The 21,478-nt window shown below is 70.6% G+C and carries 30 protein-coding genes and 2 pseudogenes; 29 read left to right on the forward strand and 3 right to left on the reverse strand.

Features of this window, described 5'->3' with window-relative positions; all coding sequences use genetic code 11:
- Position 1 precedes the first annotated feature (1 nt).
- The 24 genes and pseudogenes from rplP to truA form a co-directional block, all read left to right on the forward strand.
- Entirely contained in the window at positions 2-421 is a 420-nt protein-coding gene (gene rplP / locus DEH69_RS26165) for a 50S ribosomal protein L16 (protein WP_113689453.1), read from the forward strand.
- On the forward strand, positions 421-666 hold the full coding sequence (gene rpmC, locus DEH69_RS26170) for a 50S ribosomal protein L29 (RefSeq protein WP_113689454.1): 246 nt from the start codon (positions 421-423) through the stop codon (positions 664-666). Before rplP ends, rpmC begins: the two co-directional genes overlap by 1 nt.
- Entirely contained in the window at positions 666-947 is a 282-nt protein-coding gene (gene rpsQ / locus DEH69_RS26175; protein ID WP_049567370.1) for a 30S ribosomal protein S17, read from the forward strand. Before rpmC ends, rpsQ begins: the two co-directional genes overlap by 1 nt.
- Positions 948-950: 3 nt before the next feature.
- Positions 951-1,319, forward strand: coding sequence for a 50S ribosomal protein L14 (gene rplN, locus DEH69_RS26180; RefSeq protein WP_049567372.1), 369 nt, complete (start codon positions 951-953; stop codon positions 1,317-1,319).
- Positions 1,320-1,321: 2 nt separating this feature from the next.
- Complete coding sequence (gene rplX / locus DEH69_RS26185) at positions 1,322-1,648, forward strand: 50S ribosomal protein L24 (protein WP_113689455.1); 327 nt, start codon at positions 1,322-1,324, stop codon at positions 1,646-1,648.
- Positions 1,645-2,211, forward strand: a complete 567-nt coding sequence (gene rplE / locus DEH69_RS26190; protein WP_113689456.1) for a 50S ribosomal protein L5 — start codon at positions 1,645-1,647, stop codon at positions 2,209-2,211. Before rplX ends, rplE begins: the two co-directional genes overlap by 4 nt.
- Positions 2,212-2,253: 42 nt before the next feature.
- Positions 2,254-2,439 (forward strand): type Z 30S ribosomal protein S14, encoded by a 186-nt coding sequence (locus DEH69_RS26195; protein WP_113689457.1) that lies wholly within the window; start codon positions 2,254-2,256, stop codon positions 2,437-2,439.
- 96 nt (positions 2,440-2,535) lie between these two features.
- A complete protein-coding gene (gene rpsH / locus DEH69_RS26200) occupies positions 2,536-2,934 on the forward strand; it encodes a 30S ribosomal protein S8 (protein WP_113689458.1) in 399 nt (132 codons plus the stop codon).
- 23 nt (positions 2,935-2,957) lie between these two features.
- Positions 2,958-3,497: a 50S ribosomal protein L6 gene (gene rplF / locus DEH69_RS26205; RefSeq protein WP_113689459.1), complete on the forward strand. Its 540-nt coding sequence runs from the start codon at positions 2,958-2,960 to the stop codon at positions 3,495-3,497.
- Positions 3,498-3,499: 2 nt separating this feature from the next.
- Positions 3,500-3,883 carry a 50S ribosomal protein L18 gene (gene rplR, locus DEH69_RS26210; protein ID WP_113689460.1) on the forward strand — a complete coding sequence of 128 codons (384 nt, stop codon included), beginning with the start codon at positions 3,500-3,502 and terminating at the stop codon, positions 3,881-3,883.
- A 37-nt stretch (positions 3,884-3,920) separates the two neighbouring features.
- On the forward strand, positions 3,921-4,523 hold the full coding sequence (gene rpsE, locus DEH69_RS26215) for a 30S ribosomal protein S5 (RefSeq protein WP_113689461.1): 603 nt from the start codon (positions 3,921-3,923) through the stop codon (positions 4,521-4,523).
- Positions 4,523-4,705 (forward strand): 50S ribosomal protein L30, encoded by a 183-nt coding sequence (gene rpmD, locus DEH69_RS26220; protein ID WP_113689462.1) that lies wholly within the window; start codon positions 4,523-4,525, stop codon positions 4,703-4,705. The genes rpsE and rpmD overlap by 1 nt, the downstream gene beginning before the upstream one ends.
- 1 nt (position 4,706) lies before the next feature.
- Positions 4,707-5,192: a 50S ribosomal protein L15 gene (gene rplO / locus DEH69_RS26225; RefSeq protein WP_113689463.1), complete on the forward strand. Its 486-nt coding sequence runs from the start codon at positions 4,707-4,709 to the stop codon at positions 5,190-5,192.
- Between the two features lie 189 nt (positions 5,193-5,381).
- Positions 5,382-6,707: a preprotein translocase subunit SecY gene (gene secY, locus DEH69_RS26230; RefSeq protein ID WP_113689464.1), complete on the forward strand. Its 1,326-nt coding sequence runs from the start codon at positions 5,382-5,384 to the stop codon at positions 6,705-6,707.
- Positions 6,707-7,369 carry an adenylate kinase gene (locus DEH69_RS26235; RefSeq protein ID WP_113689465.1) on the forward strand — a complete coding sequence of 221 codons (663 nt, stop codon included), beginning with the start codon at positions 6,707-6,709 and terminating at the stop codon, positions 7,367-7,369. The genes secY and DEH69_RS26235 overlap by 1 nt, the downstream gene beginning before the upstream one ends.
- On the forward strand, positions 7,369-8,205 hold the full coding sequence (map, locus tag DEH69_RS26240; protein ID WP_113689466.1) for a type I methionyl aminopeptidase: 837 nt from the start codon (positions 7,369-7,371) through the stop codon (positions 8,203-8,205). The genes DEH69_RS26235 and map overlap by 1 nt, the downstream gene beginning before the upstream one ends.
- A 148-nt stretch (positions 8,206-8,353) precedes the next feature.
- Positions 8,354-8,575 carry a translation initiation factor IF-1 gene (infA, locus tag DEH69_RS26245; RefSeq protein WP_003948620.1) on the forward strand — a complete coding sequence of 74 codons (222 nt, stop codon included), beginning with the start codon at positions 8,354-8,356 and terminating at the stop codon, positions 8,573-8,575.
- 35 nt (positions 8,576-8,610) lie between these two features.
- The gene (gene rpmJ, locus DEH69_RS26250; RefSeq protein WP_049567412.1) at positions 8,611-8,724 is read left to right on the forward strand and encodes a 50S ribosomal protein L36; all 114 of its coding nucleotides are present in this window, start codon (positions 8,611-8,613) and stop codon (positions 8,722-8,724) included.
- Between the two features lie 187 nt (positions 8,725-8,911).
- On the forward strand, positions 8,912-9,292 hold the full coding sequence (gene rpsM / locus DEH69_RS26255; RefSeq protein ID WP_113689467.1) for a 30S ribosomal protein S13: 381 nt from the start codon (positions 8,912-8,914) through the stop codon (positions 9,290-9,292).
- 66 nt (positions 9,293-9,358) lie between these two features.
- Entirely contained in the window at positions 9,359-9,763 is a 405-nt protein-coding gene (gene rpsK / locus DEH69_RS26260; protein ID WP_016473404.1) for a 30S ribosomal protein S11, read from the forward strand.
- A 28-nt stretch (positions 9,764-9,791) separates the two neighbouring features.
- Entirely contained in the window at positions 9,792-10,418 is a 627-nt protein-coding gene (rpsD, locus tag DEH69_RS26265; RefSeq protein ID WP_113689468.1) for a 30S ribosomal protein S4, read from the forward strand.
- A 117-nt stretch (positions 10,419-10,535) separates the two neighbouring features.
- Positions 10,536-11,558 (forward strand): DNA-directed RNA polymerase subunit alpha, encoded by a 1,023-nt coding sequence (locus DEH69_RS26270; RefSeq protein ID WP_113689469.1) that lies wholly within the window; start codon positions 10,536-10,538, stop codon positions 11,556-11,558.
- Between the two features lie 124 nt (positions 11,559-11,682).
- On the forward strand, positions 11,683-12,225 hold the full coding sequence (gene rplQ, locus DEH69_RS26275; protein ID WP_113689470.1) for a 50S ribosomal protein L17: 543 nt from the start codon (positions 11,683-11,685) through the stop codon (positions 12,223-12,225).
- A gap of 128 nt (positions 12,226-12,353) precedes the next feature.
- Positions 12,354-13,205: pseudogene (gene truA / locus DEH69_RS26280) on the forward strand (tRNA pseudouridine(38-40) synthase TruA); the annotation flags it as partial.
- 37 nt (positions 13,206-13,242) lie between these two features.
- On the opposite strand, the gene DEH69_RS26285 reads toward truA, so the two are convergent.
- Complete coding sequence (locus tag DEH69_RS26285; protein ID WP_113689472.1) at positions 13,243-14,106, reverse strand: hypothetical protein; 864 nt, start codon at positions 14,104-14,106, stop codon at positions 13,243-13,245.
- A gap of 305 nt (positions 14,107-14,411) precedes the next feature.
- Here DEH69_RS26285 and rplM point away from each other — a divergent pair, with 305 nt between their 5' ends.
- The 3 genes from rplM to glmM all read left to right on the forward strand — a co-directional run bounded on the left by rplM (position 14,412) and on the right by glmM (position 16,884).
- Positions 14,412-14,855, forward strand: coding sequence for a 50S ribosomal protein L13 (gene rplM / locus DEH69_RS26290; protein ID WP_113689473.1), 444 nt, complete (start codon positions 14,412-14,414; stop codon positions 14,853-14,855).
- Positions 14,856-14,896: 41 nt separating this feature from the next.
- On the forward strand, positions 14,897-15,406 hold the full coding sequence (rpsI, locus tag DEH69_RS26295) for a 30S ribosomal protein S9 (RefSeq protein ID WP_113689474.1): 510 nt from the start codon (positions 14,897-14,899) through the stop codon (positions 15,404-15,406).
- Between the two features lie 119 nt (positions 15,407-15,525).
- Positions 15,526-16,884, forward strand: a complete 1,359-nt coding sequence (gene glmM / locus DEH69_RS26300; RefSeq protein ID WP_113689475.1) for a phosphoglucosamine mutase — start codon at positions 15,526-15,528, stop codon at positions 16,882-16,884.
- A gap of 539 nt (positions 16,885-17,423) precedes the next feature.
- On the opposite strand, the gene coaA is transcribed toward glmM, so the two are convergent.
- On the reverse strand, positions 17,424-18,362 hold the full coding sequence (gene coaA / locus DEH69_RS26305) for a type I pantothenate kinase (RefSeq protein WP_113689476.1): 939 nt from the start codon (positions 18,360-18,362) through the stop codon (positions 17,424-17,426).
- A 34-nt stretch (positions 18,363-18,396) separates the two neighbouring features.
- Between coaA and DEH69_RS26310 the strand changes: the two are divergent.
- Positions 18,397-19,002, forward strand: a pseudogene (locus DEH69_RS26310) (glutamine--fructose-6-phosphate aminotransferase); the annotation flags it as partial.
- A gap of 116 nt (positions 19,003-19,118) precedes the next feature.
- The gene (locus tag DEH69_RS26315; protein ID WP_113689478.1) at positions 19,119-19,487 is read left to right on the forward strand and encodes a holo-ACP synthase; all 369 of its coding nucleotides are present in this window, start codon (positions 19,119-19,121) and stop codon (positions 19,485-19,487) included.
- A 521-nt stretch (positions 19,488-20,008) separates the two neighbouring features.
- Here the strand turns inward: DEH69_RS26315 and DEH69_RS26320 are convergent.
- The gene (locus tag DEH69_RS26320) at positions 20,009-21,445 is read right to left on the reverse strand and encodes an NAD(P)H-hydrate dehydratase (RefSeq protein ID WP_113689479.1); all 1,437 of its coding nucleotides are present in this window, start codon (positions 21,443-21,445) and stop codon (positions 20,009-20,011) included.
- Between the last annotated feature and the right edge of the window lie 33 nt (positions 21,446-21,478).

Raw genomic sequence — 21,478 nt, forward strand, 5'->3', positions numbered from 1 at the left:
CATGCTGATCCCTCGCAAGGTCAAGTACCGCAAGCAGCACCACCCCAAGCGGAGGGGCGCCGCCAAGGGCGGCACCGAGGTCGCCTTCGGGGAGTACGGCATCCAGGCCGTCACCGGCGCCTATGTGACCAACCGGCAGATCGAGGCCGCGCGTATCTCGATGACCCGGCACATCAAGCGCGGCGGCAAGGTCTGGATCAACATCTACCCCGACCGCCCGCTGACCAAGAAGCCCGCCGAGACCCGCATGGGCTCGGGCAAGGGCTCCCCGGAGTGGTGGATCGCGAACGTCAAGCCCGGACGCGTGATGTTCGAGCTCTCCTACCCCAACGAGAAGATCGCTCGTGAGGCGCTCACCCGCGCCGCGCACAAGCTTCCGATGAAGTGCCGGATCGTCCGGCGCGAGGCAGGTGAGGCGTGATGGCAGCCGGTACCAAGGTCACCGAGCTGCGGGAGCTGAACAACGACGAGCTCGTTGTGAAGCTGCGCGAGGCGAAGGAGGAGCTGTTCAAGCTCCGCTTCCAGGCGGCGACCGGACAGCTGGAGAACAACAGCAGGCTCAAGGCCGCCCGCAAGGACATCGCCCGGATCTACACCGTGATGCAGGAGCGCGCGCTCGGCATCGAGACGGTGGAGCCCGTCGCCGAGGCGGTGGAGAACGCCTGATGAGTGAGAAGACTGTGACTGAGACGATTGAGCGCGGCCGGCGGAAGACCCGCGAGGGTCTGGTCGTCAGCGACAAGATGGACAAGACCGTCGTCGTCGCTGTCGAGGACCGTGTCAAGCACGCCCTGTACGGCAAGATCATCCGCCGCACGAGCAAGCTCAAGGCGCACGACGAGCAGAATGCCGCCGGCGTCGGTGACCGCGTTCTTCTGATGGAGACCCGTCCGCTGTCCGCGACCAAGCGCTGGCGCGTCGTGGAGATTCTGGAGAAGGCGAAGTAACCAATGATCCAGCAGGAGTCGCGACTGCGCGTCGCCGACAACACGGGTGCCAAGGAGATCTTGTGCATCCGCGTTCTCGGCGGATCCGGGCGCCGCTACGCGGGCATCGGTGACGTCATCGTGGCCACCGTCAAGGACGCGATCCCCGGTGGCAACGTCAAGAAGGGTGATGTCGTCAAGGCCGTCGTCGTGCGCGCCGTGAAGGAGCGCCGGCGCCCCGACGGCTCGTACATCCGCTTCGACGAGAACGCCGCCGTCATTCTGCGGAACGACGGCGACCCCCGTGGCACCCGCATCTTCGGCCCCGTGGGCCGTGAGCTGCGCGAGAAGAGGTTTATGAAGATCATCTCTCTCGCGCCGGAGGTGCTGTGAACATGAAGATCAAGAAGGGTGACCTGGTCCAGGTCATCACCGGCAAGGACAAGGGCAAGCAGGGCAAGGTCATCGTGGCCTACCCCCGCGAGGAGCGCGTCCTGGTCGAGGGTGTGAACCGGGTCAAGAAGCACGTCAAGTCCGGCACGACCCCGCGCGGTTCCAAGACCGGTGGCATCATCACGACCGAGGCCCCGGTCCATGTGAGCAACGTGGCGCTCGTGGTGGAGAAGGACGGCAAGAAGGTCACCACCCGTATCGGCTACCGCTTCGACGAGGACGGCAACAAGATCCGCGTTGCCCGCCGGACCGGTGAGGACATCAAATGACCACTGCCACCACCACCGCCATCCCGCGCCTGAAGACGCGCTACCGGGAGGAGATCGTCGGCAAGCTGCGCGACGAGTTCGCCTACCCGAACGTCATGCAGGTCCCGGGTCTGACCAAGATCGTGGTCAACATGGGCGTGGGCGACGCCGCCCGCGACTCCAAGCTGATGGAGGGCGCCGTGCGCGACCTCGCCACGATCACGGGCCAGAAGCCGACCGTCACCAAGGCCAGGAAGTCCATCGCGCAGTTCAAGCTGCGCGAGGGGCAGCCGATCGGCGCCCATGTGACGCTGCGCGGCGACCGGATGTGGGAGTTCCTCGACCGGCTGCTCTCGCTGGCGCTGCCGCGCATCCGTGACTTCCGCGGCCTGTCGCCGAAGCAGTTCGACGGCCGCGGGAACTACACGTTCGGTCTCACGGAGCAGGTCATGTTCCACGAGATCGACCCGGACCGCATCGACCGGGTCCGCGGCATGGACATCACCGTGGTCACCACGGCGACCACCGACGACGAGGGCCGCAGCCTGCTGCGTCACCTCGGGTTCCCGTTCAAGGAGGCCTGAGTCGTGACGAGGGCTGAGGATCAGAACAAGGAGGCGTGACCTATGGCGAAGAAGGCTTTGATCGCCAAGGCCAGCCGCAAGCCGAAGTTCGCCGTGCGTGCCTACACGCGCTGCCAGCGGTGCGGTCGGCCCCATTCCGTGTACCGCAAGTTCGGCCTGTGCCGCGTGTGCCTGCGTGAGATGGCGCACCGCGGCGAGCTGCCGGGCGTCACCAAGAGCTCCTGGTAAACACTGCTACGCCGTAGGTCCCGTGCGTGTGCGTGTTCGTGGAAGCGGCACCGCACAGGCGAGGAAACCCCGGCGAGAGAGGCCGAAGGCCGTTACATGACCATGACCGATCCGATCGCGGACATGCTGACCCGTCTGCGGAACGCGAACTCGGCGTACCACGACAACGTGGTGATGCCGCACAGCAAGATCAAGTCGCACATCGCGGAGATCCTCCAGCAGGAGGGCTACATCACCGGGTGGAAGACCGAGGACGCCCAGGTGGGCAAGCACCTGGTCCTCGAGCTGAAGTACGGCCCGAACCGCGAGCGCTCGATCGCCGGCATCAAGCGCATCTCCAAGCCGGGCCTGCGGGTCTACGCGAAGTCCACGAACCTGCCGAAGGTGCTCGGCGGCCTCGGGGTGGCGATCATCTCCACCTCCAACGGCCTGCTCACCGACAAGCAGGCGCAGAAGAAGGGCGTGGGTGGGGAAGTCCTCGCCTACGTCTGGTGACGGAAGGGAACGGAGGAAGAAGCATGTCGCGCATTGGCAAGCAGCCGATCCCGGTTCCCACCGGTGTGGATGTCACGATCGACGGTCGCACGGTCGCGGTGAAGGGCCCCAAGGGCTCGCTTTCGCACACCGTCGTGGCGCCCATCGAGGTGGCCAGGGCCGAGGACGGCACCATCCTGGTGACCCGTCCCAACGACGAGAACAAGATCCGTGCCCTGCACGGTCTTTCCCGCACCCTGGTCGCCAACATGATCACCGGTGTGACCCAGGGATACGTCAAGAAGCTGGAGATCAGCGGCGTCGGCTACCGCGTCCAGGCCAAGGGCTCCAACCTGGAGTTCTCGCTCGGCTACAGCCACCCGATTGTGATCGAGCCGCCGGAGGGCATCGCCTTCAAGGTCGAGAACCCCACGCGTTTCAGCGTCGAGGGCATCGACAAGCAGAAGGTCGGCGAGGTCGCGGCGAACATCCGCAAGCTGCGGAAGCCCGACCCGTACAAGGCCAAGGGCGTCAAGTACGAGGGCGAAGTCATCCGCCGCAAGGTCGGAAAGGCTGGTAAGTAGCCATGGCATACGGTGTCAAGATCGCCAAGGGCGACGCCAGGAAGCGCGCGGCGATCAAGCGTCGCCACGTGCGCATCCGCAAGAAGATCTCGGGCACGCCCGAGCGCCCGCGCCTGGTCGTGACGCGTTCCAACCGACACATGGTGGCGCAGGTCGTGGACGACACCATCGGCCACACGGTCGCGTCCGCGTCCTCGCTCGACGTCTCCATCAGGGGCGCCGAGGGTGCCAAGAGCGACAAGGCCAAGCAGGTCGGCGCGCTCGTGGCCGAGCGGGCCAAGGCCGCGGGTGTCGAGACCGTCGTGTTCGACCGTGGTGGCAGCAGGTACGCCGGGCGGGTCGCCGCACTGGCCGACGCCGCCCGCGAGGCGGGGCTCAAGTTCTGAGCCGGTCCCGTCGACTGAATCGAGAGAGGTAATTCCCATGGCTGGACCCCAGCGCCGCGGTGGCGGCGCCGGTGGCGGCGAGCGGCGGGACCGTAAGGGCCGAGACGGCGGCGCCGCCGCCGAGAAGACCGCGTACGTCGAACGCGTCGTCGCGATCAACCGCGTCGCCAAGGTAGTGAAGGGTGGTCGCCGCTTCAGCTTCACCGCGCTTGTCGTGGTGGGCGACGGCGACGGCACCGTCGGTGTCGGCTACGGCAAGGCCAAGGAGGTGCCAGCCGCCATCGCCAAGGGTGTCGAGGAGGCCAAGAAGCACTTCTTCAAGGTCCCCCGGATCCAGGGCACCATCCCGCACCCGATCCAGGGCGAGGAGGCCGCGGGCGTCGTCCTGCTGAAGCCCGCCTCGCCCGGTACCGGTGTGATCGCCGGTGGCCCGGTGCGCGCCGTCCTTGAGTGCGCGGGCATCCACGACGTGCTGAGCAAGTCGCTCGGCTCGTCCAACCCGATCAACATCGTGCACGCGACGGTGGCCGCTCTGAAGGGACTTCAGCGTCCCGAGGAGATCGCCGCCCGCCGTGGTCTGCCGCTCGAGGACGTCGCCCCCGCCGCTCTGCTGCGGGCGCGCGCCGGGGTGGGTGCGTGATGGCGCAGCTGAAGATCACCCAGGTCAAGTCCCGGATCGGGACCAAGCAGAACCACCGTGAGACGCTGCGCTCGCTCGGGCTGAAGCGGATCAACGACGTGGTCGTCAAGGAGGACCGCCCCGAGATCCGCGGCATGGCCAACACCGTGCGGCATCTGGTGACGGTCGAGGAGGTGGACTGACATGGCCGAACTCGCCAAGAACGAGAGCACGGAGAGTGGCGGTTCGCCGCTGAAGCTCCACGACCTGAGGCCCGCGCCCGGCGCCAAAAAGGCCAAGATCCGCGTCGGTCGCGGTGAGGCGTCCAAGGGCAAGACCGCGGGTCGCGGCACCAAGGGCACCAAGGCGCGTTACCAGGTGAAGGCGGGCTTCGAGGGCGGGCAGCTGCCGCTGATCCAGCGGCTGCCGAAGCTCAAGGGCTTCCGCAACCCCGCCCACAAGCAGTTCCAGGTCGTCAACCTGGAGCGGCTCGCCGTCCTCTACCCGGAGGGTGGCGAGGTGACCGTGGCCGACCTGGTCGCCAAGGGCGCCGTGCGGAAGAACGAGTTGGTGAAGGTCCTTGGCAGCGGTGAGATCTCGGTGGCGCTGACGGTGACGGTGGACGCCGTCTCCGCCTCCGCCAGGGAGAAGATCACCGCCGCCGGTGGCACGGTCACCGAGCGTTCCTGAGCCGGCGCGCGGTTGGCCGGATATGTGAGTGACCGGGGGTGCCTGAGTGATAGGCGTCCCCGGTCAGTCGTTCCGGCCTGGCACATACGCCGGTAAGGTGGCGTCCGTTGTCGTCACCTGATCTGTCATATCCGTTGGACTTCAAGACCGTCACCTCTCGCGATGAGTGCGGGGGGCGCAGGAGGAGCCGTGCTCACCGCGTTCGCCCGGGCGTTCCAGACGCCCGACCTGCGTAAGAAGCTGCTCTTTACCCTCGGCATCGTCGTGGTGTTCCGGTTCGGCCAGCATGTGCCGGTCCCGGGGGTCAGCTTCCAGAACGTCGAACAGTGTGTGGAGGAGGCCGACGCCCTCGGGGCCGGCTCCGGTCTGTTCGGTCTGGTCAACATGTTCAGCGGCGGGGCGTTGCTCCAGCTGACCGTGTTCGCCCTGGGCATCATGCCCTACATCACCGCGAGCATCATTCTTCAGCTGCTCGTCGTGGTGATCCCTCGCCTGGAGGCCCTCAAGAAGGAGGGGCAGTCGGGCCAGGCCAAGATCACGCAGTACACACGCTATCTGACGATGGCGCTTGCCGTGCTCCAGGCCACCGGTCTTGTGGCCACCGCGCGCAGCGGCACCCTCTTCCCCCAGTGCACCGTGCGGAACGACATCATCCCCGATGACTCGATCTTCACGACGCTGGTGATGGTGATCGCGCTCACCTCGGCCACCGCGTTGATCATGTGGATGGGCGAGCTGATCACCGACCGCGGCATCGGCAACGGCATGTCGATGCTGATGTTCGTCTCGATCGCCGCGGGCTTCCCCGCCTCGCTGTGGCAGATCAAGCAGCAGGGCAGCCTGGCCGACGGCTGGATCGAGTTCGGCGTGGTCGTCGCGTGCGGTCTCGCGATGGTCGGCCTCGTCGTCTTCGTCGAGCTGGCGCAGCGCCGGATCCCGGTGCAGTACGCGAAGCGCATGATCGGCCGCAGGTCGTACGGCGGCACATCCACCTACATCCCGCTCAAGGTGAACCAGGCGGGTGTGATCCCCGTCATCTTCGCGTCCTCGCTGCTCTACATCCCGCAGCTGCTCGTGCAGTTCGCCGGGACGGACTCGGGGGGCTGGACGGACTGGGTGCAGCGGTACTTCACCGGTGGCGACCACCCGTACTACATCGTCACGTACTTCCTGCTCATCGTCTTCTTCGCGTTCTTCTACGTCGCGATCACGTTCAACCCTGAGGACGTCGCGGAAAACATGAAGAAGTATGGTGGTTTCATCCCGGGCATCCGGGCGGGGCGGCCCACCGTGGAGTACCTGAGCTATGTGCTGAACCGCATCACGTGGCCAGGGTCGCTCTACCTCGGCCTCATCGCCCTGGTGCCCACCGTGGCGCTGGTGATGTTCAACGCGCAGCAGGACTTCCCCTTCGGCGGTACCTCCATCCTGATCATCGTGGGTGTCGGTCTGGAAACGGTGCGGCAGATCGAGAGCCAGCTGCACCAGCGTAATTACGAAGGGTTCCTCCGCTGATGCGAATCGTCCTCGTAGGGCCGCCGGGCGCGGGCAAGGGCACGCAGGCCGCGCTGCTCGCCGAGCGCCTGTCCATTCCCCACATCTCCACCGGTGACCTGTTCCGCGCGAACATCTCCCAGGGCACGGAGCTCGGGAAGCAGGTCAAGTCGATCCTGAGCGAGGGCGGTCTGGTCCCCGACGAGGTGACGGTGGCGATGGCGGCGGACCGCATGGCGCGGCCCGATGCCGAGGGGGGCTTCCTGCTCGACGGGTTCCCCCGGAACATCTCGCAGGCGAAGGCCCTCGACGGGCTGCTCGCCGAGGGCGGGCACGCGCTGGACGCGGTGCTCGACCTGGAGATCCCCGAGGACGAGGTGGTGCGCCGCATCGCGGGGCGGCGCACGTGCGTCAAGGACAGCAGCCACACGTTCCATGTGCACAACAAGCCGCCGCGCACGCCCGGGGTGTGCGACGTCTGCGGCGGGGAGTTGCGGCAGCGGGACGACGACCGCGAGGAGACCGTGCGCAAGCGCCTCGCGATCTACCACGAGGAGACCGAGCCGATCATCGGGTACTACCGCGAGCAGGGCCTGGTCTCCACGATCCCGGCGGTCGCCCCCGTGGTCGAGGTGACGCGGCACGCCATCGAGGCGCTTCCCGCGCGCGACCGGGACAGCTGATGGTCGAGATCAAGAGCCCCGAGCAGATCGCCAGGATGCGGGCGGCGGGGCTGGTCGTCGCCGAGATACACCGCAGGTGCGCCGAGGCGGCCGTGCCGGGGGCGACGACGAAGGACCTGGACGACGTGGCGGCCGCGGTGCTGGCCGAGCGGGACGCCAAGCCGAACTTCCTCGGCTACGGCGGCTTTCCCGCGACGATCTGCACCTCGGTGAACGACGTGGTGGTGCACGGAATCCCCGATCGTGAGACGGTCCTCGCCTCGGGCGATCTCCTGTCCATCGACGCGGGCGCGATCGTGGACGGCTGGCACGCGGACGCGGCGCTGACCGTCTTCGTGGGCGAGGGCCACGCGCCCGAGGTGCGCGAGCTGAGCCGGGTGACCGAGGACTCGCTGTGGGCGGGCATCGCCGCGGTGCGCAAGGGCGCCAGGCTCGTGGATGTCTCGCGGGCCATCGAGACCTACATCAGGCGGCAGCCGCTGCCGCCGTCGGGCAGGTACGGCATCGTCGAGAGCTATGGCGGCCACGGCATCGGCAGCGAGATGCACATGGACCCGCACCTGCTGAACTATGTGGACCGGCGGCGTGGCCGCGGGCCGCGGCTGGTGCCGGGCTTCTGCCTGGCGATCGAGCCGATGATCGCGCTGGGCACGCCGAAGACGCATGTGCTGGCCGACGAGTGGACCGTGAAGACGAACGACGGCACCTGGGCCGCGCACTGGGAGCACTCCGTCGCCCTCACCGATGAGGGCCCGCTGGTGCTGACCGCCCCCGACGGCGGCCGGGCGAGGCTGGCCGATCTCGGCGTGACGGCCGCGCCCGACCCGTTGGCCTGAGAATCGCGAGGTTAACGATCTCCTCACCGGGTAAAGATCATGGATTCGTCTTTTCGGGTGGGGTGCCGTAGACTGGCTTGTCGGTCCCGTGCACCCGTCTGCCCGGGATCATCCAGGTAGCCGATCCCGGAAGGTGAAGCGCTCAAGTATGGCCAAAAAACAAGGGGCCATCGAGATCGAGGGCACCGTCGTCGAGTCTCTGCCGAACGCCATGTTCAAGGTGGAGCTCCAGAACGGCCACCAGGTCCTCGCGCACATCAGCGGCAAGATGCGGATGCACTACATCCGTATCCTTCCCGACGACCGGGTCGTGGTGGAGCTCTCGCCCTACGACCTGACGCGCGGGCGGATCGTCTACCGCTACAAGTAGATCGAGCAGATCACGACCGGAGAACCTCACAACCCATGAAGGTCAGGCCGAGCGTCAAGAAGATCTGCGACAAGTGCAAGGTGATCCGCCGCCACGGGCGCGTCATGGTCATCTGTGAGAACCTGCGCCACAAGCAGCGCCAGGGCTGACCGCAGCACTTTCGCAGTCCCTCGACAACGCGACACCAGCAGATACGCAGTCACCCGACCCCTCGCTCAGCGCGGGGACGACACCCCCGGTCGGAGGCCGGGGACCCGGCCCGGCAGCTCATTCCGGGCTCTCGGGAACGGTGCTGCGGAAGACCTCCGCCGATAACACCACAGGAGCCACGCAGACATGGCACGCCTCGCAGGCGTCGACCTCCCGCGCGACAAGCGCGTCGAGGTGGCCCTCACCTACGTCTTCGGCATCGGGCGCACCCTTGCCAAGGAGACCCTCGCCTCCACCGGGGTCAACCCCGACACCCGCGTGCGGGACCTCGCGGAGGAGGACCTGGTCAAGCTCCGCGAGTACGTGGACAACAACATCAGGACCGAGGGCGACCTCCGCAGGGAGATCCAGGCCGACATCCGTCGCAAGGTCGAGATCCAGTGCTACGAGGGGCTGCGCCACCGCCGTGGCCTGCCCGTCCACGGCCAGCGCACCAAGACCAACGCCCGCACCCGCAAGGGCCCGCGCCGCGCGATCGCCGGCAAGAAGAAGCCGGGCAAGAAGTAGTCCGCACGGACGCCGACAGCGGTCCGTGCACCAGGACCGACCACCTCCACGGGAGTTCAGAAGCAGATGCCTCCAAAGGGCCGTACGGCCGGCGCCAAGAAGGTGCGCCGCAAGGAGAAGAAGAACGTCGCTCATGGGCACGCCCACATCAAGAGCACGTTCAACAACACCATCGTCTCGATCACCGACCCGACGGGGAACGTGATCTCCTGGGCCTCGGCCGGCCACGTCGGCTTCAAGGGGTCGCGCAAGTCCACGCCGTTCGCCGCGCAGATGGCCGCGGAGAACGCCGCGCGCCGCGCCCAGGAGCACGGCATGCGCAAGGTCGACGTCTTTGTGAAGGGTCCGGGCTCGGGCCGTGAGACCGCGATCCGCTCGCTCCAGGCCACAGGGCTTGAGGTCGGCTCGATCCAGGACGTCACCCCGACCCCGCACAACGGCTGCCGCCCGCCCAAGCGCCGCCGAGTCTGACCAGGCGAAGTAGGAGACGAGAAGAATCATGGCGCGTTACACCGGGGCCGACTGCAAGCGTTGCCGTCGGGAGAAGCAGAAGCTCTTCCTCAAGGGAGCGAAGTGCGAGAGCGCTAAGTGCCCGATCGAGATCCGTCCTTACCCCCCGGGTGAGCACGGACGCGGGCGCACCAAGGACAGCGAGTACCTTCAGCAGAAGCGCGAGAAGCAGAAGTGCGCGCGGATCTACGGTGTCCTGGAGAAGCAGTTCCGCGGGTACTACAACGAGGCCAACCGGCAGCAGGGCAAGACCGGCGAGAACCTGCTCCGCATCCTCGAGTCCCGCCTCGACAACGTGGTCTACCGGGCGGGCTTCGCCAAGTCCCGCGACCACGCCCGTCAGCTCGTCCGGCACGGTCACATCCTGATCAACGGCCGGAAGAACGACATTCCCTCCGCGCGGGTCTCGCCGAACGACATCGTCGAGGTGCGCGAGTCCTCCCGGGGCCTGACCCCCTTCCAGGTGGCCGTGGCCGAGGCCGGGGACAAGACCGTTCCCGCGTGGCTTGAGGCCATTCCCTCGCGGCTGCGGATCCTCATCCACTCGCTGCCCGAGCGCCAGGTGATCGACACCCAGGTGCAGGAGCAGCTGATCGTCGAGCTCTACTCGAAGTAGGGCCCGGCCAGGGATTCGGCGGGGTCGCGTGGTCGCGCGGCCTCGCCGGTACCCTTTCTTGTACATGCTGTCTGGCTCGGCATCAAATAGCGGTTGCCGAAGACTGGAGTCATCCCCATGCTGATCGCTCAGCGCCCGTCCCTGACCGAAGAGGTCGTCGACGAATTCCGTTCGCGGTTCGTGATCGAGCCGCTCGAGCCGGGCTTCGGCTACACGCTCGGCAATTCCCTGCGGCGCACGCTGCTGTCCTCCATCCCCGGCGCCGCCGTCACCAGCATCCGCATCGACGGGGTGCTGCACGAGTTCACGACGGTGCCGGGCGTGAAGGAGGACGTCACCGACCTGATCCTCAACATCAAGCAGCTGGTCGTCTCGTCCGAGCACGACGAGCCGGTCGTGATGTACCTGCGCAAGCAGGGCCCCGGCCTGGTGACCGCGGCGGACATCGCGCCGCCCGCGGGCGTCGAGGTGCACAACCCCGACCTGGTGCTCGCCGCCCTGAACAGCAAGGGCAAGCTGGAGATGGAGCTGACCGTCGAGCGCGGTCGCGGCTATGTCTCCGCCGTGCAGAACAAGCAGGTCGGCCAGGAGATCGGCCGCATCCCGGTGGACTCGATCTACAGCCCGGTGCTGAAGGTGACCTACAAGGTCGAGGCCACCCGTGTCGAGCAGCGCACCGACTTCGACAAGCTGATCGTCGACGTCGAGACCAAGGAGGCCATGCGTCCGCGCGACGCGATGGCGTCCGCGGGCAAGACGCTGGTCGAGCTGTTCGGCCTGGCGCGCGAGCTGAACGTCGACGCCGAGGGCATCGACATGGGCCCGTCGCCGACGGACGCGGCGCTCGCCGCCGATCTGGCGCTGCCGATCGAGGAGCTGGAGCTGACGGTCCGCTCCTACAACTGCCTCAAGCGCGAGGGCATCCACTCCGTGGGTGAGCTGGTGGCGCGTTCCGAGGCGGACCTGCTCGACATCCGCAACTTCGGCGCGAAGTCGATCGACGAGGTCAAGGCGAAGCTGGCCGGGATGGGCCTGGCCCTCAAGGACAGCCCGCCCGGATTCGACCCGACCACCGCGGCCGACGCGTTCGGCGCGGAGGACGACGGCGACACGGGCTTCGCGGAGACCGAGCAGTACTGAACGACACCCCGGCGGGGCGGCCTTGTGCCGTCCCTCCGGGGGCCGCGTTCCGGGGAGCGTCCTCGGAGCGTTTTCGCTGACATCGGTACCTGACACGGCCGGTGCAGATCGACAGGAGAGAGACATGCCGACGCCCACCAAGGGTCGCAGGCTCGGTGGCAGCCCCGCGCACGAGCGGATGATGGTGGCGAACCTCGCGACCGCGCTGTTCGAGCACGGGCGCATCACCACCACCGTGGCCAAGGCCCGGCGCCTGCGTCCGGTGGCCGAGCGCCTGATCACCAAGGCGAAGAAGGGCGACCTGCACAACCGCCGCCAGGTGATGCAGACCATCCGCGACAAGAGCGTGGTGCACACGCTGTTCACGGAGATCGGCCCGAAGTTCGCCAACAGGCCCGGTGGTTACACCCGGATCACCAAGATCGGCCCGCGCCGCGGCGACAACGCCCCCATGGCGGTCATCGAGCTGGTCGAGGCCCTGACCGTGCAGCAGGAGGCGGTCGGCGAGGCCGAGGGCGCCACGCGCCGCGCGGCCAAGGAGTCGGCGGTCGCGGCGGATCTGGAGAAGAAGCCGGAGGCGGCCGAGGAGTCGGCGGCCGACGAGCCCCAGGACGCGGCGGAGGCCGCCGAGACTGCCGAGGGCGGCGAGGAGAAGAAGGACGCCTGAGGCGTTCCGCGTCATCGCGCGCTGGGCCCGCCCTGACCGCAGGGGCGGGCCCAGCGGCGTTCCCGCCCCGTCGGGACCCGTCGAGCACCTGTCGAGCACCTGTTGAGCACCCCGTTGGGAAGAGTCTCATGAGCACCCCCACGTACGACGACCGCGACCTCGTCGCGCCCGGCCTGGTCCGGGTGCGGCTCGACCTGAGCTACGACGGGGCCGCGTTCTCCGGGTGGGCGCGGCAGGAGGGGCGGCGGACCGTGCAGGGGGAGGTCGAGGAGGCGCTGCGGATCGTGACGCGGTCCGCGGAGCGCTTCGAGCTGACCGTGGCGGGGCGCACGGACGCCGGCGTGCACGCCCGCGGCCAGGTCGCACACGTGGACCTGCCCGAGGCCGTGTGGGCCCAGCAGCGTGACCGGCTCGTGCGCAGGCTGGCGGGGCGGCTGCCGCAGGAGGTGCGGGTGTGGCGGGCCGATGAGGCACCGCCCTACTTCAACGCGCGCTTCTCGGCGATCTGGCGGCGTTACGCGTATCGCGTGAGCGACCACCCCGGCGGGGTCGACCCGCTGCTGCGCGGCCATGTGCTGTGGCACAACTGGCCGTTGGACGTGGCCGCGATGAACGACGCGTCGCTGCGGCTGCTCGGCACGCACGACTTCGCGGCGTTCTGCAAGCGGCGCGAGGGGGCGACCACGATCCGCGCGCTGCGCGACCTGCGCTGGGAGCGCAGGCCCGACGGGATCGTGGAGGGCACGGTGCGGGCGGACGCGTTCTGCCACAACATGGTGCGCTCGCTCGTGGGCGCGCTGCTGTTCGTGGGGGACGGGCACAGGCCGCCGCAGTGGCCCGCGGCCGTGCTGGCGGCGGGGACGCGGGACTCGGCGGTGCACGTGGTGCGGCCGCACGGGCTGACGCTCGAGGAGGTCGCCTATCCGTCGGCCGACGAGCTGGCGGCGCGCAACGCCGAGGCGCGCGCCCGGCGCACGCTTGCGGATGCGGATGCGACGGGCGCAGCGCCCGGCCCGTTCACTCCTGCTGGCTCTCGCGCTCCTCGACCAGGGCGCTCGCCGAGGCCGACGCCTGGGCCTCGCCGCGCTGGATGATGCGGGCGAACGCGTGGTCGTTGCCGTCGCGGGCGGCCAGCTGGGCGGGCGTTCCTTCGCCGCTGTCGGGGGAGCCGTCGGCGTTCCCCGCGATGGTGAAGTAGGTGTAGCGGCCGACCTGGTTCGTCGTGGTGCGGCAGCCGCCCTGCTGGCAGAACGTGGGGGCGTCGCCGCCGGTGAGGACCAGGAGGTTCCCGGTGGCGGCCTCGCGCGCGGCGATCGCGGCGTCCTCGGTGCCGAACTGGGCCACGCCCACGGTCATGACCACCCCGTCGCCGGTGTAGGTGGCGCGCAGCAGGGCCGCGCAGCCGTTGTCGGCCAGGACGGCGCCCAGCTCGGCGGAGGCGGCCTCGGCGCAGTCGGCCGTGCCCTGGGTGGCGGCCCTGGCGTACGACCTGCCCTCGATCTCCATCGTGTCGCCCGCGAAGAACTCCTCGGCGGAGAAGGGCGCGATGTCCTTCTCGGGGTCGGATATGAACTCGCGCGGCTGCGGCAGCGGCGGCAGGGTCGTGGGCTCGAACGACGGCTCGCCCGAGCCGGAGTCCGAGGGGTCGGGCAGGCCGGACGAGCCGCCGCTCGCGGCTGGCTCGCCGTCGTCGCCGCTCTGGCTCACGATGAGGAAGGCCACCACGGCGCCGACCAGGACGGTGGCGAGCGCCGAGACGAGGATGACGGTGGTCCTGCGGCGTCCGCGGCGCCGCTCCGCGTCCGCGGCCAGAGCGTTCCAGTCGGGGGTGTTCGAGCCCCCTGGGACCCAGCCGCCTGGTCCCCCCTGCCCGTAACTCATGGCGCGAAGCTTAGCGCCAGCCGGGCGCCGCAAGAACGCCGGTTCGGGGCGGGGTTCGCGCCTGTGTACGAGAAAGGGGTGTCCACCGTTTTGACCCCGTGCGGGCCCTGGCAGTACGCTGCAACGTCGTACAACGAAAATCATGCGTATGGCTTGCTCGATCTCACGTGAGGGGCCTGCGCCGGTCCACCAGATGGATGCCAGCGGCCGGCACCCGGTTTGCGTCACCGGTGTGCGGCCTTTGCGGGCTTCTCTGGGTGGCCTTGTCAGGATCCCAAACACTGAAGAAGCGAAGGCTACGACCCGTGCGTACGTTCAGCCCCAAGCCCGGCGACATTCAGCGTCAGTGGCACGTCATCGACGCGGCCGATGTCGTCCTGGGCCGCCTGGCCTCCCAGGCCGCCACCCTTCTGCGGGGCAAGCACAAGCCTGTCTACGCACCGCATGTCGACACCGGTGACTTCGTCGTCATCATCAACGCCGACAAGGTGCACCTGTCCGGCAACAAGCGGACCCAGAAGCTGGCCTACCGCCACTCCGGCTACCCCGGCGGTCTGCGCTCGGTCCGGTACGAGGACCTGCTGAAGAACAACCCCGAGAAGGCCGTCGAGAAGGCCGTGAAGGGGATGCTGCCCAAGAACACCCTCGGGCGGCAGATGTTCTCCAAGCTCAAGGTCTACGCGGGCCCCGAGCACCCGCACGCCGCGCAGCGGCCCGTCCCGTTCGAGATCACCCAGGTCGCGCAGTAGTCCCGGCCACCGTCAACGCGAAAGAGAATTCGAGGAGAACCGTGGCCGAGACCACCACCGAGACCCTGGACTCCGAGGTCCCCGAGGTCGACGAGTACACGACCGAGAGCACGCCCGACGAGTTCGCGGGTGCCGAGACGCTGGCCGCCCGCTTCGGCGACCCGCAGCCCGGCGCGGGCACGGGCCGCCGCAAGAACGCGATCGCCCGCGTGCGCATCGTGCCGGGCAGCGGCAAGTGGAAGATCAACGGTCGCACCCTGGAGGGATACTTCCCGAACAAGGTGCACCAGCAGTCGGTCAACGAGCCCTTCAAGGTGCTCGAGCTCGACGAGCGTTACGACGTGGTCGCCCGCATCTCGGGCGGCGGCATCTCGGGCCAGGCGGGCGCCCTGCGCCTCGGCGTGGCCCGCGCGCTCAACGAGGCCGATGTCGACAACAACCGCGGCCCCCTGAAGAAGGCTGGCTTCCTGACCCGCGACGCCCGCGCGGTCGAGCGGAAGAAGGCCGGTCTGAAGAAGGCCCGCAAGGGAACGCAGTACAGCAAGCGCTAACCCGGTCGGGAGCTTTTTGCTGACGCCCCGACAGCACATCCGTGCTGTCGGGGCGCTCCTTTTATAGGGTTAACGCGGATGGCTGCTCGGAAAGCTGGGAAAAGCTCGGAGGAATGACAGTGGGACGACTCTTCGGCACGGACGGCGTGCGCGGCGTCGCCAATGCGGATCTCACGGCCGAGATGGCCCTCGGTCTGTCGGTCGCGGCGGCGCGCGTGCTCGCCGGAGCGGGGGGCGAGTCCGGCCACAGGGCGATGGCCGTGGTGGGGCGCGACCCCCGGGCGTCCGGGGAGTTCCTGGAGGCGGCGGTGGTCGCGGGCCTGGCGAGCGCGGGCGTCGACGTCCTGCGCGTCGGCGTCCTGCCGACCCCGGCCGTCGCGTATCTGACGGGCTCGCTCGGCGCGGACTTCGGCGTGATGCTGTCCGCGTCGCACAACCCCATGCCGGACAACGGCATCAAGTTCTTCGCGCGGGGCGGCCACAAGCTGGCGGACGAGGCGGAGGACCGCATCGAGGCGGCCTACCGGGAGAACACGGGCGGAACGCCGTGGGAGCGCCCCGTGGGGGCGGGGGTCGGCCGGGTCTCCGAGTACGGCGAGGGCTTCGACCGTTATGTGGCGCACCTGGTGGGCGTCCTGCCCAACCGCCTCGACGGCCTGAAGGTCGTCATCGACGCGGCGCACGGGGCCGCGTCGCGTGTGGCGCCCGAGGCGTTCGCGCGGGCGGGCGCCGAGGTGGTGACGATCGGCGCGGAGCCCGACGGGCTGAACATCAACGACGGCTACGGCTCCACCCACCTGGACGCGCTGCGGGCCGCGGTCCCCGCGCACGGGGCGGACCTCGGCATCGCGGTGGACGGCGACGCGGACCGCTGCCTGGCCGCCGACGGCGGCGGCTGCGAGGTCGACGGCGACCAGATCCTGGCGGTGCTCGGCGTCGCGATGCGGGACGCGGGGACGCTGCGCGGCGACACGGTGGTGGCGACGGTGATGTCCAACCTCGGGTTCGCGCTCGCCATGGAGCGCGAGGGGCTGCGGCTGCGGCAGACGGCGGTGGGGGACCGCTATGTGCTCGAGGAGATGAAGCGGGGCGGCTTCTCGCTCGGCGGCGAGCAGTCGGGCCATGTGATCGTCCTCGACCACGCGACCACGGGCGACGGGACGCTGACCGGGCTGCTGCTCGCGGCCCGGGTGGCGGCGACGCGGCGCCCCCTGCGGGACCTTGCGGGCGTGATGGAACGGCTGCCGCAGGTGCTCATCAACGTTCCCGACGTCGACAAGGCGCGCGTCGGCGACAGCAGGGAGCTGGCGGAGGCGGTGTCGGAGGCGGAGCGGGTGCTCGGCGAGACGGGCCGCGTGCTGCTGCGGCCCTCGGGCACGGAGCCGCTGGTGCGCGTGATGGTGGAGGCCGCGGACGCGGCCCAGGCCCGCGCGGTGGCGTCGGGCCTCGCGGACGCGGTGAAGTCGGCGCTCGGCTGAGGTTTTCCCGCCCACCCACCCCCTGGTGGCCCCGGGGGCGGTGGGTGGAGGGCGCGCCCACGCGTCGGCCGTACGGTGGCGCGGCACACGCCTGCGGCTCGCCCGGACGCCGGGCCTGCGGCCCGAGGGCTTTCGCCTTCGGCGGGGGTGGCCGCCTCAGGACCGGTGGGGAGCTTTCCCGGTGCGGCGAGTTGGTGGGCAGGCGGGTGGGGCATCTCCGGGGCGAGGGCGGAGCGCCGCTCGACCGAAGGAGCGGGGGCGTGAATCGGCCGTCGGGCCGACGCGGGGGCTCGTTCGCGGCGGCCGTCTCCGGGGCCCGAAAGGGGTGGGTGTGGGGTGTGTTATCGGGCCCGCGGCCCGGGGGTTTTCGCCTTCGGCGGGGGTGGGTCTGGGGTTCTGGGCGGTGGTCGCCCTTCGGGCGGGGGCGTGCGATTCCTGTCCTCCTGGGCCTGTCTGCGGGGGTGGTGGGCCGTCGGGTCGACGCGGGGGCTCGTTCGCGGCGGCCGTCTCCGGGGCCCGAAAGGGGTGGGTGGGCGGGATCAAAGTTTGCGGAGCCGCACTCTTCTCACCGTGTGCGTTTCCGACTTCTGGAGGACCAGGGTGGCGCGGCCACGGGTGGGGGCGATATTCGTCAGGAGATTGGGTTCGTTGATGGTGCGCCAATTGTTCTCGGCGTACTCCATCGCCTCCTTCTCGGGCACCGCCGCGTATTTCGCGAAGTAGGAATCGGGGTGGTGGAATGCGGTGGCGCGCAGTGTGCCGAAACGCTCCAGATACCAGCGGCGGATGTCGGCCGGGCGCGCGTCCACGTAGACGGAGAAGTCGAAGTAGTCGGCGAGGCCGACGCGTCCCGGCGGCGCGGGCTGGAGGACGTTGAGCCCTTCGATGATCAGTATGTCCGGGCGGCGCACCGTCAGCCGGGCGCCCGGCACGATGTCGTACGTCAGGTGCGAGTACACGGGCGCCTCGACCTCGGCGCGCCCGGCCTTGACGTCCGCCACGAAACGGGTGAGCGCGCGCCGGTCGTACGACTCGGGGAACCCCTTGCGCGTCATCAGGCCGCGGCGGCGCAGCTCCGCGTTGGGCAGCAGGAAGCCGTCCGTCGTCACGAGCTCGACGCGCGGGTGCTCGGGCCAGCGCGCGAGGAGCGCGCGCAGCAGGCGGGCCACCGTCGACTTGCCGACCGCGACGCTGCCCGCCACGGCGATGACGAACGGCGTCGGCGGCTGCGGGGCCCCGCCGAGGAACGTGCTCACCGCGCCGCGCAGCCGTTCCGTGGCGCCGACGTACAGGTTCAGGAGGCGGGACAGCGGCAGGTAGACCTCCCTGACCTCGGCCAGGTCGATGACGTCGCCGAGGCCGCGCAGCCGTTCCACCTCGGCGGCGGTCAGCGGCAGGGGTGTGCGGGCGCGCAGGGCACTCCACTCCTCGCGGCTGAGATCCACGTACGGGGTGTGCTGCTGGGGCGAGGTTGCCACGCGGACATTCTCGCCGCCCGGCTAGTCTGCCCGCATGTGCGGGATGGTCGGTTACGTGGGAGCGCAGGCGCGGTCCGCGCTCGAGGTGGTCCTGGCGGGGCTCGGCCGTCTGGAGCGGCCGGGCCACGACTCGTCGGGCGTCGCGGTGCTCGCGGAGGACGGGGGCATCGCGGTGGCGCGGGCGGCGGGCGGGCTCGCGGCGTTGGACGGCGTGCTGAGGGAGCGGCCGCTGCCGACGGGCGGCAGCGCGGTCGGCCACCTGCGGCGGGCGACGCACGGCGCGCCGTCGGAGGGCAACGCGCATCCGCAGCTTGACAACGCCGGTCGCGTGGCCGTCGTGCACGACGGGGAGATCGCCAACCATGCGGCGCTGCGCGCCGAGTTGGCCGCGCGCGGGCACGCGCTCGCCTCCGAGACGGACACCGAGGTGGTGGCGCACCTGCTGGCGGAGCAGTTCTCGTCGTGCGAGGACCTGGGGGAGGCGATGCGGCAGGTGTGCCGTTCGCTCGTGGGGGAGTTCGCGCTGCTCGCGGTGCACGCGGACGAGCCGGACACGGTGGTGGGGGCGCGACGCGGGCAGCCGCTGGTGGTGGGGCTCGGCGACGGGGAGTCGTTCGCGGCGTCGGACGGGGTGGCGTTCGGCGGGCTGGCGCGGGACGTGGTGGGGCTCGCGGATGACCACGTGGTGGTGCTGCGGCGGGACGTGGACGGCGTGGGGTGCGAGATCACGGACGCCGGGGGGAGCGTGGTCACCGCGTGATCGTGGGCGTCGGCATCGATGTCGCGGAGATCGAACGCTTCGGCGCCGCGCTGGCGCGCACGCCCGCGCTCGCGGGGCGGCTGTTCGCGCCGGGGGAGCTGTGGCTGCCCACGGGGGAACGGCGCGGGGTGGCGTCGCTCGCCGCCCGTTTCGCGGCCAAGGAGGCGGTGGCGAAGGCGCTGGGCGCGCCGGGCGGGCTGCGCTGGACGGATGCGGAGATCGTGCCCGAGGCGAACGGGCGCCCCCGGCTCGTGGTGCGCGGGAGCGTGGCGGCGCGGGCGGCGGAACTCGGGGTGGTGAGGTGGCACGTGTCGCTGAGCCATGACGCGGGGGTGGCGTCGGCGGTGGCGATCGCGGAGGGCTAGTCGCCTGCGGCGACTAGCCTGCGGCTCGCTTCGACGCCGGGCCTGCGGCCCGGGGTTTTCGCCTTCGGCGGGGGTGGTCGCGGTGGGACCTTCGCCTTTGGACCGTTCCCCACTCACCCGCCCTTTCCCACCATCGGCGGGGGGAGCCGCCCCTCCCGGCCTTCGGCCCACGGTGCTCGTCCGCGGCGGGCGGCGCCGTTCCGGGCCTTCGGCTCGGGAGTTGTGCCCGCCCGCGCCCGTGGTGGTGTCGGGCTGCGCGTCCGCGCCCCCGGGGCCTGCGGCCCACGGTGCTCGCCTGCGGCGGTGGCGCGGTCGTCCCTCCGGGCCTGCGGCCCGAGAGGTGCGCCCACCCGGCCTGGCGCCGGGCCGCGCCCCCGCTGCGCGGGCGAGAGAGGCGGCGCCAGCGCCCTCGCCTGAGGCGGAAGGGGCGGGTGGGTGGGGGAGCGATCCGGGCCGCGGGCCCGGCGACGGAGCCAGCGGCAGGCGACCGTGCAGCAGGCGACCGTGCGGCAGGCGACCGTTCAGAGGAGACTCGACCAGACCCCCGGCAGCGCCTCCGTGATCGTCGAGGCCATCGCGGGAGGCGGCGCCTCCTGGCCCGCCCGGCCGTGGAGGTGGGCGCCCGCCGCCGCCGCCTCGCGCGGGGGGAGGCCCGCGGCGATGAGGGCGCCGATCAGGCCGGACAGGACGTCGCCGCTGCCCGCCGTGGCCAGCCAGGGGGTGCCGGTGGTGTTGGCGATGACCGGGCCCGTGGCGTCGGCGATGAGCGTCGTCGAGCCCTTGAGCAGCGCGGTCGCGCCATGGCGTTCGGCCAGCTCGCGCACCGCCGCCAGGCGGCCCGCCTCCACCGACGCGCGGTCGCGGCCGAGCAGCCGCGCCGCCTCGCCCGCGTGCGGGGTGAGGACGGTGGGGGCCGAACGCGCCCGCACCTGTTCGGTGTTGAGCCGCGCCAGGCCGTCGGCGTCCACCAGCACCGGCACGTCGGAGTCGAGCACATCGGCCACCGTGCGCTCGGGCCCCGGACCCGTGCCCAGCCCAGGGCCGATCACCCACGCCTGGACGCGCCCGGCCCGGTGCGGGGGCCCCGCCGAGACCAGCGTCTCGGGGTAGCGGCTGATCACCGCGTCGCCCGCGGGGCCGACGTAGCGCACCGCGCCAGCGCCGCCGCGCAGCGCGCCGCCGACCGCGAGCACCGCCGCGCCCGGGTAGCGTTTGGAGCCCGCCACCACGCCGACGACGCCGCGCCGGTACTTGTCGGTCTCCGTCGCGGGGCGTGGCAGGAGCGCGGCCACGTCCGCGTCGTCGAGGGCGGCGACATCGGGCTCGGGCGGCAGCTCGGGGCCGAGGCCGATGTCCACGAGCCGCACCTCCCCCGCGTACTCGCGCGCGGGGTCGATCAGCAGGCCGGGCTTCAACGCGCCGAACGTCACGGTCAACGCCGCCCGCACGGCCGAGCCGTGCACCTCGCCGGTGTCCGCGTCCACGCCGCTCGGCAGGTCGACGGCGACGACGGGCACGGCGCGTTCGGCCGCGGCGCGCGCCAGCTCCTGCGCGGCGGGGCGCAGCCCGCCGCGCCCGCCGATGCCGGTGATGCCGTCCACCACCAGAACGGCGCGCGCGATTAGCTCGTGCGCCCCCTCGGGGGGCGCGACCCGCCCTCCGGCGGCGCGCAACGCCGCGAGGCCGCCGGGGTGCGCGCGCTCCGGCGACAGCAGCACCGCCGTCACGGCCACGCCGCGCCGCGCGAGCCGGGCGCCCGCGTACAGCGCGTCACCGCCGTTGTCCCCGCTGCCCGCGAGCACCACCACGCGCGCCCCCCGCGTGCGCGGCCTCAGCAGCCCGGCGCACGCCGCGGCGAGACCCGCGGCGGCCCTGGTCATCAGCGTGCCCTCGGGCAGCCGCGCCATCAGCGCGCGCTCGGCGGCCCGGACGGTCTCCACACGGTAAGCAGTCCTCATGGCCCCAGTCTGGCCCGTGCGCTGGCGCACTTC

Origin of the sequence: Streptomyces sp. PT12 (genome assembly GCF_003311645.1) — a bacterium.
Lineage (GTDB): Bacteria > Actinomycetota > Actinomycetes > Streptomycetales > Streptomycetaceae > Streptomyces.

Coding starts and splice junctions, on each gene's coding strand:
- rplP (WP_113689453.1), top strand. CDS start 2: ATGCTGATCCCTCGCAAGGTCAAGTACCGCAAGCAGCACCACCCCAAG.
- rpmC (WP_113689454.1), top strand. CDS start 421: ATGGCAGCCGGTACCAAGGTCACCGAGCTGCGGGAGCTGAACAACGAC.
- rpsQ (WP_049567370.1), top strand. CDS start 666: ATGAGTGAGAAGACTGTGACTGAGACGATTGAGCGCGGCCGGCGGAAG.
- rplN (WP_049567372.1), top strand. CDS start 951: ATGATCCAGCAGGAGTCGCGACTGCGCGTCGCCGACAACACGGGTGCC.
- rplX (WP_113689455.1), top strand. CDS start 1,322: ATGAAGATCAAGAAGGGTGACCTGGTCCAGGTCATCACCGGCAAGGAC.
- rplE (WP_113689456.1), top strand. CDS start 1,645: ATGACCACTGCCACCACCACCGCCATCCCGCGCCTGAAGACGCGCTAC.
- DEH69_RS26195 (WP_113689457.1), top strand. CDS start 2,254: ATGGCGAAGAAGGCTTTGATCGCCAAGGCCAGCCGCAAGCCGAAGTTC.
- rpsH (WP_113689458.1), top strand. CDS start 2,536: ATGACCATGACCGATCCGATCGCGGACATGCTGACCCGTCTGCGGAAC.
- rplF (WP_113689459.1), top strand. CDS start 2,958: ATGTCGCGCATTGGCAAGCAGCCGATCCCGGTTCCCACCGGTGTGGAT.
- rplR (WP_113689460.1), top strand. CDS start 3,500: ATGGCATACGGTGTCAAGATCGCCAAGGGCGACGCCAGGAAGCGCGCG.
- rpsE (WP_113689461.1), top strand. CDS start 3,921: ATGGCTGGACCCCAGCGCCGCGGTGGCGGCGCCGGTGGCGGCGAGCGG.
- rpmD (WP_113689462.1), top strand. CDS start 4,523: ATGGCGCAGCTGAAGATCACCCAGGTCAAGTCCCGGATCGGGACCAAG.
- rplO (WP_113689463.1), top strand. CDS start 4,707: ATGGCCGAACTCGCCAAGAACGAGAGCACGGAGAGTGGCGGTTCGCCG.
- DEH69_RS26235 (WP_113689465.1), top strand. CDS start 6,707: ATGCGAATCGTCCTCGTAGGGCCGCCGGGCGCGGGCAAGGGCACGCAG.
- map (WP_113689466.1), top strand. CDS start 7,369: ATGGTCGAGATCAAGAGCCCCGAGCAGATCGCCAGGATGCGGGCGGCG.
- infA (WP_003948620.1), top strand. CDS start 8,354: ATGGCCAAAAAACAAGGGGCCATCGAGATCGAGGGCACCGTCGTCGAG.
- rpmJ (WP_049567412.1), top strand. CDS start 8,611: ATGAAGGTCAGGCCGAGCGTCAAGAAGATCTGCGACAAGTGCAAGGTG.
- rpsM (WP_113689467.1), top strand. CDS start 8,912: ATGGCACGCCTCGCAGGCGTCGACCTCCCGCGCGACAAGCGCGTCGAG.
- rpsK (WP_016473404.1), top strand. CDS start 9,359: ATGCCTCCAAAGGGCCGTACGGCCGGCGCCAAGAAGGTGCGCCGCAAG.
- rpsD (WP_113689468.1), top strand. CDS start 9,792: ATGGCGCGTTACACCGGGGCCGACTGCAAGCGTTGCCGTCGGGAGAAG.
- DEH69_RS26270 (WP_113689469.1), top strand. CDS start 10,536: ATGCTGATCGCTCAGCGCCCGTCCCTGACCGAAGAGGTCGTCGACGAA.
- rplQ (WP_113689470.1), top strand. CDS start 11,683: ATGCCGACGCCCACCAAGGGTCGCAGGCTCGGTGGCAGCCCCGCGCAC.
- DEH69_RS26285 (WP_113689472.1), bottom strand. CDS start 14,106: ATGAGTTACGGGCAGGGGGGACCAGGCGGCTGGGTCCCAGGGGGCTCG.
- DEH69_RS26320 (WP_113689479.1), bottom strand. CDS start 21,445: ATGAGGACTGCTTACCGTGTGGAGACCGTCCGGGCCGCCGAGCGCGCG.